The organism is Candidatus Poriferisodalis sp., assembly GCF_965208485.1.
Taxonomy (GTDB): Bacteria; Actinomycetota; Acidimicrobiia; order Acidimicrobiales; family Poriferisodalaceae; genus Poriferisodalis.
Genome location: NZ_OZ242344.1, coordinates 104,793 through 118,147 on the forward strand (window position 1 = coordinate 104,793; position 13,355 = coordinate 118,147).

The following is a 13,355-nucleotide window of genomic DNA, read 5'->3' on the forward strand; positions in this document are numbered from 1 at the left end:
GAGATGCGGGAGAAGGACTGGAGCGCACCGCAGTCGGCGGCGCTGTACGAGCGAGCACAGCGGTCGATTCCCGACGGCTCGTCGAGGTCGATGCTGCTGCGGCGCCCGCACCCCATCTATGTCGACCATGCCAGCGGTGCGTGGGTCACCGACGTGGACGGCAACCGCTACCTCGACTGCAACAACAACTTCGCCTCGATCGTCATCGGCCATGCCGACCCGGGGATCTCCGCTGCTGTGGCGGAGCGGATGGCACGCGGCTCGGCCTTCTCCTTTGCCAACGACGTCGAGATCGAGCTGGCCGAGCTGCTCTGCGGGCGTGTCGAGAGCTTCGACCTGATCCGCTTCTGCAACTCCGGCACCGAGGCGGTGATGGCCGCGCTGAAGGCCGCTCGGGCGTACACGGGACGCCCCAACGTGATCAAGGTGGAAGGCTCATATCACGGCACCTACGACCACGCCGAGGCCAGCCTCGGCGCCGATCCCACCAATTGGGGAGACGCTGGGGCGCCCCAGACGGTGCCCTACGCTTTCGGCGCGCCGACATCGGTCGCCGAAGAGGTCGGCATCATCGCCTACAACGACGCTGAAGGTGCCCGCGCCGCCATTGAGCGCGCCGGGGATCAGCTCGCCGCCGTGCTGGTCGACCCGATGCCGAACCGGGTCGGGATGCCCGACCTCGAGTCCGAATTCATCGCCGCAGTCCGGGAGACCACCCGCAAGGTCGGCGCACTGGTGGTGCTCGACGAGGTGATCACGTTCCGGCTGGGCCACGGGGGCATGCAGACGCTGGCTGGCATTGACCCCGACCTCACCACGCTCGGCAAGATCATCGGCGGGGGATTCCCGGTGGGGGCGATTGCCGGGCGCCCCGGTCCGATGGGGACGTTCGTGCGGATCGACGGCGACCGGGCCAAGGTGCCCTCGGGAGGCACGTTCTCCGCAAACCCGATCACGATGGCGGCAGGCCTCGAGACCATGAATCGCCTCGACCATGCGGCCTTTGCCCGGCTGCGCGATGCGGGCGAAGCGGTGCGCACGGGTCTGCGGGAGCTCTTCGACCGGGAGGGGCTGGGCTGGCAGGTGACCGGTCGGGGCAGCCTGTTCCGAGTGCACCCTCACCAGCGCCGCATCCGCAACTACCGCGACTCCTATCAGTCCAGCGACGAGAAGGCGGTTATCGAACAATTCGGGCTGCGCATGCAGGCCAACGGCGTGTACTTCATCGGCGACAGCCTCGGATCGCTGAACTTGGCGACCAGCGACGACGACATCGAGCACTTCCTGATGGCCGCAGCGGCGTCAGTGCCGGGCGATAATGCGGGGTGATGCTCAAGACGCAACCCGACACGCCGCCGGAACACGAGGCACCTGTCAGCATCGCTGCGGGCTTCGACCCCGATCCTGCCAATTCGCTGTCGTTGCGTGCCGACGCCTATATCGATACTCGATGGCACGACATCGAGCAGCGTGAGGTGTTCGCCCGCAGCTGGCAGTGGGTGTGCCATGTCGAGTCGCTGCGCAACCCGGGCGACTACGTGGCGCTGCCGGTCGCCGGCATGCCCATCGCGCTGGTGCGGGACAATGACGGCGCACTGAGGGCCTTCTACAACGTCTGCCGGCATCGGGCCCACCACCTGCTCGCCGGCGCCGGCAACACCGGCAGCATCGTGTGCCCGTACCACGGCTGGACCTACGACCTGTCCGGACAGCTCCATCGGGCCCGCGAGACCGACCACGTGGCGGGATTCGATCCCTCACAGATCTGTCTGCAGCCGGTTCAAGCAGAGGTATTCGGCGGGTTCGTCTACGTCAATCTGGATCCGTCGGCTGCCTCACTGGCCACCCAAGCCGGCGAACTCGGCAGCGAGATTGCGCACTGGGCGCCGGATGTGAACGACCTCACGCACGTGCGGCGCTTCAGCTATGAGATCGCCTCGAACTGGAAGAACGTCGTCGACAACTTCCTCGAGTGCTACCACTGCCACATCGCGCATCCCGACTTTGTGACGCTGGTGGAGATGGACACCTACCGCGTCACCACCCACGGCATCTACTCCAGCCACATGGCCCGTGCGGGCCACTCGGACAACTCCGCCTACGACGTCGAAGGCTCCAGCGTGAAGGATCTCGCCGTGTGGTGGCTGTGGCCCAACACCTGCCTGATGCGCTACCCCGGTCGCGGCAACTTCAGTATCATGCAAATGGTGCCCACGGGGCCTGAAACCACCCATGAGACCATCGACTACTACTTCGAATCCCCGGAGCTGAGCCCGGCGGACATCGAGTCGATGCGCTACATCGACGAGATCCTGCAGCCCGAGGACATCGGCATCGTGGAGAGCGTGCAGCGAGGCATGCGCACCCCGGCATTCACCCAAGGCCGCATCGTGTGCGATCCGGATGGCTCGGGTCTGTCTGAGCACGGCGTTCACCACTTCCATGGGCTCGTGCTCGACGCGTACCGCCGGGCTGGCGCCGCCTAGTCCTTGCAGCTGGCAATCAAGCAGAGCGCATTCCGTCAGCCGGAACGGCGGCTCTGCGACACTGAGCCGATGACAGCACCCAATGGAGTCCCGGCTGGCGAACGCCGCTCATAGGCACAGTCGGCTGCGCTGTACGCGCGGGCGCAGCAGTGGATCCCCGACGGCGTCTCGCGGGCCACGCTGCTGAGGCCGATTCCGGTCTACGTGGATCACGGCAAGGGTGCGTGGGTCACCGATGTGGACGGGAACCGCTGTTCGGCTGACCCGCAAAGCTCCGTCCGCGAATGGCTCTTCGTGGGCGGGACGTTCGAGGAAGAGACACAAGCTGCGTGTTTCCTGTGACGCCAACCGCTAGTTCGGCACCGATGCAGCTGTCGGTATCGCATAGGCGATGTAGAACCACAGTTGGAGCGGCACGGACGCCAACGCTGCGAGGACAACAGATCGTCGCAGCGTGAATGCAGCGACAGCGACCGTCAGGGTGATCGTGACCGTGATGACGACCCACCCCGCGGTGTTGTTCTGCTGACAGGGAGCGTCCCAATCAGAGCCGCAGAACAACCATACGAAAATCGCGCCGCCAACCGTGAACGTCAACACGGCCGTCGCAGTTGCCCATAGCCCCAGCGCCCACCATGCCGAACGGAAGCGGTCGGCACCGTCAAGCGCTGAGGCTGGACTTGGCGACATCGTTACCAGCCGCACCTGTTCCACGGGAGCAGGTAGCCGCCCCAGTTGGTGTCGCGGTGACCCTCGAGGTCCCATGAGCCGCCGCCGCCCAACAGCTGGTACACGATGTGGCAGTGAAGCTGCTGCCAGATCGCTGTCCAGCTATTGACGGTTACCGACAGGTTGTGGCTGTTAAGGCAGAGCAGCGCTTCGGCGAAGATCAGGTTCGCGCCGTTGATCGTCGCTGCCGGGCCGATCAGCGAGCCGCCTCGTCCGGCATCGGTCGGGACGATGTGGATGGTGTCGTAGCCGTCGTTCGCTGCCCATGACACGCCGATCTCGTCTACGGTGATGTCAGCGCAATCAAGCCAGCCAGTGTCAGGGGATGGGCGGGAACAATCGCCGATGCCTAGGAAGCACGGCCAACGCGCAGCGCTGCCGTTGTAATTGGCGTGACGTAGCGCTTTCTCGACTGTGCGCTCAAGGTCGTCGGGCAGTTCGATGGTCGTGTCTGCATCGCCGACCGGTGCCGGGTCGTTGCTGTCCGGCTTTGTTTGCTCGATGGTGCCGTCATCGAGCACCTTGTCGCCCGTTGCCTGTGCCGGTGCTGCCATGGTCAGCGTCATCGCTGCCGCGCTGAGCACAGCGACAAGCGTTGTCAGGATTCTCCTCATTGCAGTGTCTCGGCAGTGTCTCGGCAGTGTCTCGGCAGTGTCTCGTCTCGTTGCTCGGCGTCCGCTGATCGGACACAGAAGCTGGCAACGTAGCTGCCATCGAAGCGAAGGTGACAGCACGACATCATTTGTGACGTGCATTGCGTGCATGAGCGATCCGTGTTGTCAACAGACTGTGTATTCGACAACTGATCGGCGCCAACCCACGAGACCGAGCATCCGCGCGTACAGCTGCGGCATGCGACATCTTCGTGCGTTGCGTGAGTGCCATCGTGCCGCGGGAGCTGGCGCGAAGGGCGTTCGCTCCCGGAGCCGAGTCCTACCCGAACCCCGATCGATAGCTCAGGTGGATGAGCAGGCCAGTCGAACGGCAAGGACGGGGGTTCGAGTCCCGCTCGGGACGCTGTCGGCCTGAATCCCGCAGCGCGGCAACTCATCGGGCCGCTGGCTCAGCCTCCTAGTCTCAGCGCGATGACAGGCGAAACGAAGACAGATGCGAACCTCTTGCCGGCAGTCGAGCTGGCCTCGCTGATCCGGCAGGGACGCGAGTCGGCTGCTGAAGCACTGGAGGGTGCGATCAGCCGCTACGAGCGCTTCAACCCTGCGGTGAACGCGGTGATTCTCACCCGGATCGACGAGGCGCGTGAGCGGGCCGCTGCCGCTGATACAGCGCTGGCGGCCGGGGAGTGCTGGGGGCCGCTGCACGGCGTGCCGATGACCATCAAGGAGGCCTTCGACTGGGCTGGCACGCCCTCGACGTGGGGCAACCCCGCATGGGCCGACAACGTGGCCGACAGCGATGCCGTCACGGTCACCCGGTACACCGACGCAGGGGCGGTCATCTGGGGCAAGACCAACGTGCCGCTCATGCTGGGCGACTGGCAGAGCTTCAACGACATCTACGGGTGCACCAACAACCCATGGGATCTGACGCGAGTGCCCGGCGGGTCCTCCGGTGGCTCGGCCGTCTCGCTGGCGACCGGCATGGCGTCGCTGGAGCTGGGCTCCGACATCGGTGCGTCCATCCGCAATCCCGCGCACTACTGCGGCGTGTTCGGCCACAAGCCGACCTACGGGCTGGTGCCCGACGGAGGCCACGCCGTGCCCGGAGCATTGGTCGGCAGCGACATTGCGGTGTGCGGCCCGCTGGCGCGCAGCGCTGCCGACCTCGATGTCGCGCTGGACGTGCTCGCCGGACCCTCCGGCGCCGACGCGGCCGGCTACAGCGTGGCGCTGCAGCCCGAGCATCGCGACACGCTGGCGGCGTTCCGGGTGGGCGTGATGCTCGACACGCCTGTCATTCGCAACTCGACGGCCATGATCGACACGCTGCAGCGAGCAGTGGACGCGCTGGCGGCCGCCGGGGCTGACGTCAGCGAGGCCACGCCGGACATCGACCAGCACGAGTTCCACGAGAACTACCTGATGCTGCTGCGAGCCGCCACCGGCGCCTTGGCTGACGACGCGATGTGGAACGAGGCGCAGTCCCGGGCACACCGGTACAAAGACGGCGAGGGCGACTACCAGTCGCTGGTCGACTACGCGATGACGATGAGTCACCGCGAGTGGTATTCCCACCACAACAAGCGCGAGGGTCACCGGCAGGCGTGGGCGCGGTTCTTCGACGACTACGACCTGCTGCTGTGCCCGATCGCTGCGTCAGCCGCTTTCGTTCACGACCACACCGGCACCCGGCCCACTCGCACCATCGACATCGACGGCCGCCAAGAGCTCGGCGTGGACCAGCTCTTCTGGGCGGGCTGGAGCTGCAGCGTGTACCTGCCCGGCACAGTCGCACCGGTCGGGCTGACCGCGGACGGGCTGAACCTGCCGGTCGGCATCCAGATCGTGGCGCCGCACCTGGGGGACCGGCGCGGCATCCGCTACGCCGCCCTCATCGAGCGCACCCTCGGTGGGTTCGTCTCCCCGCCCGGATACGAGTAGCAGCAGAGTCGCCACGCTGAACACGGCTGGCGACGTCTCGACGTGATCTCGGAACGTATATTCAAATTCGCGCGAAACGTATAATCCAACTCTCTCATAGTGGATATCTGAACGGAGTCGCTGTGTGAGCCAAGAATCCGAGACGACGATGATCCCTGACGGCTATCGCCAGCGCGTGGTGGACGCCGTGGTCGAACGGGGGCTGCTTGCCGCCGGCTTCGTGGTGCTCGAAGGTCCGCGTGCATGCGGCAAGACATGGACTGGTCTGCGTTTTGCACGCAGTGCGGTGAGGCTCGATACCGACTTGGACGCACGGACGATCGCCGCTGTCGAGCCGGCAATCCTGCTGCGCGGCCCAACGCCCAGGCTGCTCGACGAATGGCAGGTGATGCCGTCGTTGTGGAATCACGTCCGGCATGCCTGCGACGCTGCGCCAGAGCGAGGGTTGTTCATCCTCGCCGGATCGGCCCAACCCGCGGACGACATCACCCGCCATACCGGTGCGGGCCGCGTTCGCAGAGTCCGGATGCGGCCGATGTCGCTGTTTGAGTCTTCGGACTCTTCCGGCGAAGTGTCGCTGAGCAGCCTCCTCGACGGAAAGACGTGCAGCGCCGCCCCATCGTCGCTTGGACTGAGCGATGTCGTCGACGTGATGTGCCGAGGAGGATGGCCCGGACAGCTCGATCTGCCGTTGGCGGAGATTCAGCAGAACCTTCGCAACTACCTCTCCGAGGTGGCCCGGACCGACATTGCGCAGCTCGATGGCGGAGCTGTGCACAATCCGATTGGCGTCGATCGGCTGCTGCGCTCACTGGCCCGCAACACCGCCACCGAAGCACGCAATTCGACACTGGCCGCCGATGTCGAACCCGAGCCATTGCACCGACATACCGTCCGCGCGTACCTGGGTGCTCTGCGTCGACTGTTCGTTGCGGAGGAACAACCGGCGTGGTCGGTGCGCCTGCGGTCCAAGGCGCCGCTTCGCACCTCGCCCAAATGGCATCTGACCGACCCGTCGCTGGCCGCCGCAGCGCTTGGCGCCGACCCGGCGCGGCTCATCGCAGACACCTCGACGCTGGGACTGCTGTTCGAGTCGCTGGTCGTGCGGGATCTGCGCATCTTGGCTCAACCGTTGGGAGGAAGCGTGTTCCACCTGCGCGACGCCACCGGTCTCGAGGCCGACGCCATCGTCGAGATGCCCGACGGAACATGGCTTGGCATCGAGGTCAAACTCGGCGGCGGCGAGGCCGTCGACGCAGCCGCGAACTCGCTGCTGCGCCTCCGTGACAAGGTCGACGCCCGGCGCGTCGATCAGATCGCCGGCCTCGTGGTAGTCACGGCCACCGGATACGGCTACACACGTCCAGACGGCGTCCGGGTCGCACCTGTCACCGCCCTCGGCCCGTAGACCGAGTCCGCACGTGCCGCACCCGATACCCCATCGGTGCTGCGTCGCCACCTCACAGCTCATGGCAGCCGAATCCAGCATCGACCCCATGCGAAATTCCTGAACCACCGCTGCGGAGCTTGAGCGACGGGCGGAGTGATTCATTTCTTCAGCCAGTATGACGGCGGTCGCTTCGTCCGGTGTGCCTTCGGCAGCGGACAACACGTCAATGGGTGTGCCAACTCGGTTGAGCCGGGCACCGACACCGCCGCAGTCGGGTTCCTCGCCGCTCCGCATGAGGCCAATGAGGCCGATTCGGTCACGAACTCGACGACTGGCGCTCCGTCGCCTGCAAGCCACGCCCGAGTCTGCGCATCCGGGTTCATTGGCAGTTCGCCTTGCCACGGATCGCTTCGATCATTCGCAATCGTGCTGGCGCGGCGTGCTGCTTCCGCATCGTCAGTGCCCACGTCTGTGCTCGAAGCTTGTCCGGCGCGACGACTGAAGACTGCCCACTCGAAGCGGTCCGTGCAACAAGACCGATGCCAGCGACCGTCACGGTCACAATCGCAGCTGCATAAGTCGCGATGCGGAGCCGGGTCGCGAACTTCGGCATGTGGTGGCTGGCCTTCCTGATGGCGATGACGAATCAACAAGTAACTGTCTGTATGCGGATTCGGGATGGAGGCCGCCAAGCTTGCGCTGTGCGCTGTCTGCTAGAGAACTAGGCCGTGAGTGATACCGAAGCGGCCTTGGACGAGCTGCTGGATCTGCTTGACCTGCAGCCGAACGACAACGACCCGGACACGTTCCGGGGCAAGGGCTCCGGCTTCGACGAGTTCGGCCTGTACGGCGGGCATGTACTGGCCCAAGCTGTCGTAGCGGCGCAGCGGACCGTTGACGACGACCGGCCGATGAACTCGGTGCACGCCGTCTTCCTGCGCGGAGGCGACGGCATGGCCGACGTCGACTACAAGGTGCAACGAGTGCGCGACGGGCGAGCGTTCTGCACCCGCCGATCGCAGGCGTTCCAATCCGACCGCTTGATCTTCGAACTCACGGCGACGTTCCATGTCCCCGAGACGGGCAAAGTCGACATCCAGGGCCCGCTGCCTGACGGCGTGGCGCCGCCGGAGTCACTGCCGACCTACCAGGAGTGCATCGCCGAGGTGGGGCCGATCTTCGGCGAGCAGTGGTCGTACATGATTCGACCGGTGGAGTACCGGCTCGCGTACGCGCCGTGGGCACCGACGGGGCCCTCACCACGCGGCGGCATCGACTACTGGTTCCGCGCGCCGCGTCGGCTGCCGGACGATCCGGCGATTCACGAAGCGATCATCGCCTACATGAGCGACGACTGCCTCGCCGACAACGTGATCGTGCCCTACGGGGTCACCTGGCTCGACCCCAGCGCGCAGGTCGTCAGCCTCGACCACGCCATGTGGTTTCACGAGCCCGCCCGCGCCGACGAGTGGATCTACTGCGAGCAGAGGCCGCTGATGGCGGGCGGCAATCGGGGCACCGCCGAAGCGCGCTTCTGGCAGAACGGTCGCCTCGTGGCCACCGCAGTACAAGAAGCCCTCGCCCGCCTCTGAGCCCAGCTGCCCGGCCTGGCACGCATGTGCAGCTGGCAGCGGGGACCGCTCAGGCGACGATGCCGTCGTTGCGGAGTTCGGCGATCTCGGCGGGGGAGCGGCCCAGTTCGGCGAGTACCTCATCGGTGTGCTCGCCCTTGGCCGGCGCCAAGCGCTCAAGTTGTGTCGGCGTCTTGCTGAACCGGGCTGGGAAGCGAGCGGTGCGGACCGTACCGGCGACGGGGTGCTCATGGGTCAGCACCGTTCCGTTGTGCTTCACCTGGGGGTCGTCGAACACCTCGGTGATGTCGAGCACCGGTGCGCAGGGAACGTCAGCGTCCTCCAGGGCCTTGAGCGCTTTGGCCGTGGTGAATTCGCCGAGCAGCTTGGCGAACACTTCTTGGTGCTCATTCGAGTTTCGTATCCGGGCCTCGCGAGTGGCAAAGCGAGGATCGTCGATCAGATGCGGGACTTCCAGCTTCTCGCACACGCGGGCGTACTGGTCGTCGGCCGGCCAGATGGCGCCGACCCAGCCGTCGGTCGTCTTCCAGGGGCTGTACCACTCGCTGTAGGACGGCGTCGGTGGGGCGTCGGGCACTGATTCGTTCCAGAAGTAGTCGAGCCACATCCACGACAGGGTCGAATCGAGCAGGTTGACCTCGACGTGCTGGCCGCCGGCGCCGTTCGCCCGTGCGAGCAGCGCCCCGAGGACCGCTTGAGCGCCGGTCATCGCCGTGGTCTTGTCGGCAGTGGCGGACTTGACGAAATCGCCGCCCTGCGCCTCGGTCATGCCTGACAGCGATTGGATGATCGGGTCGTACACCGGCTGGTGCGCATACGGCCCGTCGGGGCCGAAACCTGACACCGACAGGTACACGAGATCGGGGTTGATCGCGCTGAGGTCCTCGTATCCGATGCGCAGCCGCTCGGCGACTCCGGGTCGGAAGTTCTGGATGAAGACGTCGGCGCCCTTGACGAGCTGCAGCAGGATCTCGCGGCCGGCCGGTTCGCGGATGTTGAGATCCATGCCGCGCTTGTTGCGGTGCATCTGGACCCAGCAGCCCGACTGGTCGCCGACGATCGCACCGGTGAGGCGCATGACATCTGCAGCGCCCACCTTCTCGATCAGCACGACATCGGCGCCCATCTCGGCGAGCTGGGTCGACACCCATGCGCCGGCGACCGCGCTGGAGACGTCCACGACGGTGATGCCTTCGAGCGGTCCTGCCCCCATCGACGCCTCCTTAGCGAGCGAGCGTTGTCTCGGCGCGGTGCCGGTTCCCTCTGGTGGGAGCGGCCGTCAGAAGCCGCTGGGGCGCTGGAACCCGCCGAGTGCATTTTCGAGGAACCGCCCGACGGCCAAGGTGGTGCGATCCTCCAGGAACGGACCCGCGATCTGCACCCCGACCGGCAGGTCGCCCACCATGCCCACGGGCACCACCGTCGCGGGCAGCCAGGACACACCGGTCAGCCCCATCCACTTGATGATGTCGAAGTACGGACGGCTCTGGCCGTTGACGGTGATCCTGCGATTGGTGGCGGGCTTGCTGTGGTCGTGGCGGATGGCCGCAGTCGGCGTTACTGGCAGCAGCACCACGTCCCAGTTCGTAAAAAACTCCTCCCAGCGCTTGCGCTGCTGCAGCCGGCGCTCGTGCCAGCTCAGCCACTCGCGGTGGCGCATCGCGGCATACCAGATGCCCAGGTCGCCCTGCGGTTCGCCCTTCGACGCAGCGATCTCCTCCAGCTGGGCGAGCGTCCATGTCGCGGCTTCGGCAGCCGAGAGCAGATGCAGGAAGGTGTCGACCGCCTTCTCGAAGGTGAATGCCGGTCGGGCCTCGGTGTCGACGCGGGCGCCCGCTGCCTCCAGCGCGCTCGCGGCGCCCAAGAGCAGCTCCCGGTACTCGCTGTCGATCGGGCAGAGTTCCTCGTCCAGCCACACGGCCACCCGGAAGTCGGAGATGTCGGTATGACGGGCTGGCGGCAGGTCGATGGAGTAGGCCTTCGAGTTCCAGGCATCGGGACCGGCGAGCACATCGAGCGCCATCTCCAGATCGTCGACATCGCGGGCCATCGGGCCGGCGACGGCGATGTCGGCCTGGCTCAGCGTCCCCGGCATGCCGGGAATCTGGCCGAGGGCCGAGACGATGCCGTAGCTGGGCTTGTGCCCGCTGACCCCCGACCAGTGCGACGGGATGCGAATCGAGCCACCGATGTCGGAGCCGAGTTCGAGCGGGGTGTAGCCCGCAGCCAGCGCTGCGCCGGACCCGCCCGAGGATCCGCCGGGAGTGTGCTCGATGTTGTAGGGGTTGCCGGTCGTGCCGTACACCTCGTTGTAGGACTGCGCGTCGCCCGCGAAGAGCGGCAGGTTCGTCTTGGCGAACACGATCGCGCCGGCGGCCTTGTAGCGGGCCACGGGATCGGCGTCGCGTTCGGGCACGAAGTCGGCCAGTGCCGGGGTTCCAGAGGTGGTCACAAGACCTTCTGTCTGGAAGGAGTCCTTGATGGTGACCGGCACCCCATGCAATGGACCGAGCTCGTCTCCGCGCGCCACGGCCGCATCGGCGGCGTCCGCGGCAGCGCAGGCCCGCTCGGCGTCGAGAGCGACCACCGAGTTGACGGGACCGTCGAGTCGATCTACCCGTGCGAGTGCTGCGTCCAGCAGTTCGCGCGAAGAAACGTCTCCCGCGGCTACCGCAGCAGCGGTTTTGATGGTCGTGGCGTAAGCGAAGTCATCTGCGGCCATCGGCCCGTCCTCCTGGTGCAAGGGTGCCGTGCTCGGCAGGCAACCTAGTTCGCCGCCCTCGCCCGCCGCCCGGTTGAGCTGCCGCAAGAAAACCGCTTGCGCCGTGTGCGCCCGTGCACAACGGTCCCGCGATGCGAAATATCATGAAATTGATCGTCACTGCACTGATTGTCGCGACTATCGGCACGGCATCGCTGCCGGCAGCTGCTGCATCCCCCATCGCGGCAGGCGGATTGAGCACCAGCCGGCCCGCACAGCGGCAGCTCACCGATCTCGTCGCTGCGGGCGCCCGGCTCGGGGCGACCAGCCCGAGTATCGCCTTCCAGACGGGCAGCGTGGGTACTGCGGCCAACGGAATGCTGTCGGTGCTGTCGCTTCCGCCGCCCGTACCGTTCTTTGCGCCTCCTGCCCGCCGGGTCCGCACCCTGGTAGGGGTCGACACTTGGTTCTGGGTCACGGCCGCGAGCTGGCGGCCCATCGTGCGCATCATTCCTGTCGGCAAGGTGGTAGTGATGCTCGTGGCGACGCCGGTGACGCTGCAACTGGTGCCGGGTGACGGGACGCCCTTGGTGTCCTGCCCCGGCCCGGGCGTGCCCTGGCTGTGGCCGGGGACCCGCTCGCTGTGCAGTCACACGTTCCAGCGAACGTCGATGTCGCGACCGTTCGGACGCTTCAGTGCCACCGTGCAGACGGTCTGGACGATCCGGTGGACATCGAACACGGGCGCATCGGGCGTTGCCGGCCCGGTGGTCGTCCCCACGCCGGTCTCGCTGCGCGTCGCCGAGGCACAGGCCGTGCTCGGGCGTTGATCAGGTACGAGGCAACCTGGCCGCTTCTCGCTGCGCCTCGTTGGGCATTCTTCATCAGACGTTTGGGATGAACCGCACTACTGCCGATTTGTCCACTTGTGCGATCACCGCCAGATGCGCCGCACGGCATGAGGAACCGCTACTGCCTGTATTCTGCGCGAGGTGCGAACGGAGTGCACAAGAGAATCAACGCTATGAGTTACAGAAGAAATGTGCTGACAGTCAGCATCCTTCTAGCATCAACACAGTTGGTCTGGGAGCGCGCCCGCTTCTGCATCGAGTGGGTCCGAGGTGCTCGCGAACAATGAGCGTGTGTTGGTTGTGCGCGACGGCAATTGGGTCAGGCATCGTTTCGCCCAATCACTGCCTGACTCATCTAAGGGTCCGCCGCGTCTTAAGTCACGTGATCCGCTCACGCATTTCCGCAGGTCAGAGACCTGCGCATGGGGGAGAATCACGCGACTTGACTGATGGCGGACCCTAACGTCATCATCCAAGGTGAGCACATTGTCAGCCGTGACGGAACATCTGGTTGTACATATCGCGGAGTGGAGACGCAATCGCCCGGTGAGATAGGACCCATGGAAGTCAAGATCAGCCGCGAAGTTGCACACAACTCCCAAAGCTGCCAGATGGAACTCGAAAACGCGATATTGACCCTAGACCAAGCGCGCGCTCGAAACATAGTATCAGAACCAACCAAGACGCAAACGAAATCATTGTCGGCAGGTGATGGTAACGGAACGTTCTGCGCGTCTGTGGACACTTGGAATCGCTACAACGTCAACTACGTGCAGGGTTTATCAAACGGAAGCATACGTTACGAGTGGGACCATCAGAAGTGGGGTGGCTGCACGATACTCCTCAGCTTCCACCGAGTTACCGGCTACTGGGGCGCTGACACGAACCAGCGCATTCGACTGCGTCGATAGTCGCAACGGACTAACGGAAATCGAGGCATCGGTTCTTATGATCGTCGGAATCATCACATGAATACACTAACGGCATTGCTGACTACTGCCGCCTTGACCGTGCTATTGCTGCTCGTGGCTGCAATGATTCGTACCCA

The 13,355-nt window shown here is 65.5% G+C and carries 10 protein-coding genes; 6 read left to right on the forward strand and 4 right to left on the reverse strand.

Annotated features, from left to right (window positions below):
- Window positions 1-3: 3 nt before the first annotated feature.
- A complete protein-coding gene (locus ACOGXQ_RS00525) occupies window positions 4-1,329 on the forward strand; it encodes an aspartate aminotransferase family protein (protein ID WP_419945531.1) in 1,326 nt (441 codons plus the stop codon).
- Complete coding sequence (locus ACOGXQ_RS00530) at window positions 1,329-2,486, forward strand: aromatic ring-hydroxylating oxygenase subunit alpha (RefSeq protein WP_419945532.1); 1,158 nt, start codon at window positions 1,329-1,331, stop codon at window positions 2,484-2,486. Before ACOGXQ_RS00525 ends, ACOGXQ_RS00530 begins: the two co-directional genes overlap by 1 nt.
- 351 nt (window positions 2,487-2,837) lie before the next feature.
- Here the strand turns inward: ACOGXQ_RS00530 and ACOGXQ_RS00535 are convergent, their stop codons facing one another.
- Together ACOGXQ_RS00535 and ACOGXQ_RS00540 are read right to left on the reverse strand one after the other, a co-directional pair.
- Window positions 2,838-3,176: a hypothetical protein gene (locus ACOGXQ_RS00535; RefSeq protein WP_419945533.1), complete on the reverse strand. Its 339-nt coding sequence runs from the start codon at window positions 3,174-3,176 to the stop codon at window positions 2,838-2,840.
- 2 nt (window positions 3,177-3,178) lie between these two features.
- Window positions 3,179-3,829, reverse strand: a complete 651-nt coding sequence (locus ACOGXQ_RS00540) for a hypothetical protein (protein WP_419945534.1) — start codon at window positions 3,827-3,829, stop codon at window positions 3,179-3,181.
- 471 nt (window positions 3,830-4,300) lie between these two features.
- Between ACOGXQ_RS00540 and ACOGXQ_RS00545 the strand changes: the two genes are divergently transcribed.
- From ACOGXQ_RS00545 to ACOGXQ_RS00555, 3 genes are all read left to right on the forward strand, one after another.
- Entirely contained in the window at window positions 4,301-5,773 is a 1,473-nt protein-coding gene (locus tag ACOGXQ_RS00545; protein WP_419945535.1) for an amidase, read from the forward strand.
- A gap of 124 nt (window positions 5,774-5,897) precedes the next feature.
- Window positions 5,898-7,181, forward strand: a complete 1,284-nt coding sequence (locus tag ACOGXQ_RS00550) for an ATP-binding protein (RefSeq protein WP_419945536.1) — start codon at window positions 5,898-5,900, stop codon at window positions 7,179-7,181.
- 710 nt (window positions 7,182-7,891) lie between these two features.
- Window positions 7,892-8,755, forward strand: a complete 864-nt coding sequence (locus tag ACOGXQ_RS00555; protein ID WP_419945537.1) for an acyl-CoA thioesterase — start codon at window positions 7,892-7,894, stop codon at window positions 8,753-8,755.
- Window positions 8,756-8,804: 49 nt separating this feature from the next.
- Here the strand turns inward: ACOGXQ_RS00555 and ACOGXQ_RS00560 are convergent, their stop codons facing one another.
- Both ACOGXQ_RS00560 and ACOGXQ_RS00565 read right to left on the reverse strand, forming a co-directional pair.
- A complete protein-coding gene (locus ACOGXQ_RS00560; protein ID WP_419945538.1) occupies window positions 8,805-9,968 on the reverse strand; it encodes a CaiB/BaiF CoA transferase family protein in 1,164 nt (387 codons plus the stop codon).
- A 66-nt stretch (window positions 9,969-10,034) separates the two neighbouring features.
- Window positions 10,035-11,477: an amidase gene (locus ACOGXQ_RS00565; RefSeq protein WP_419945539.1), complete on the reverse strand. Its 1,443-nt coding sequence runs from the start codon at window positions 11,475-11,477 to the stop codon at window positions 10,035-10,037.
- Window positions 11,478-11,620: 143 nt separating this feature from the next.
- Between ACOGXQ_RS00565 and ACOGXQ_RS00570 the strand changes: the two genes are divergently transcribed.
- Window positions 11,621-12,286, forward strand: a complete 666-nt coding sequence (locus ACOGXQ_RS00570; protein WP_419945540.1) for a hypothetical protein — start codon at window positions 11,621-11,623, stop codon at window positions 12,284-12,286.
- Window positions 12,287-13,355 lie beyond the last annotated feature (1,069 nt).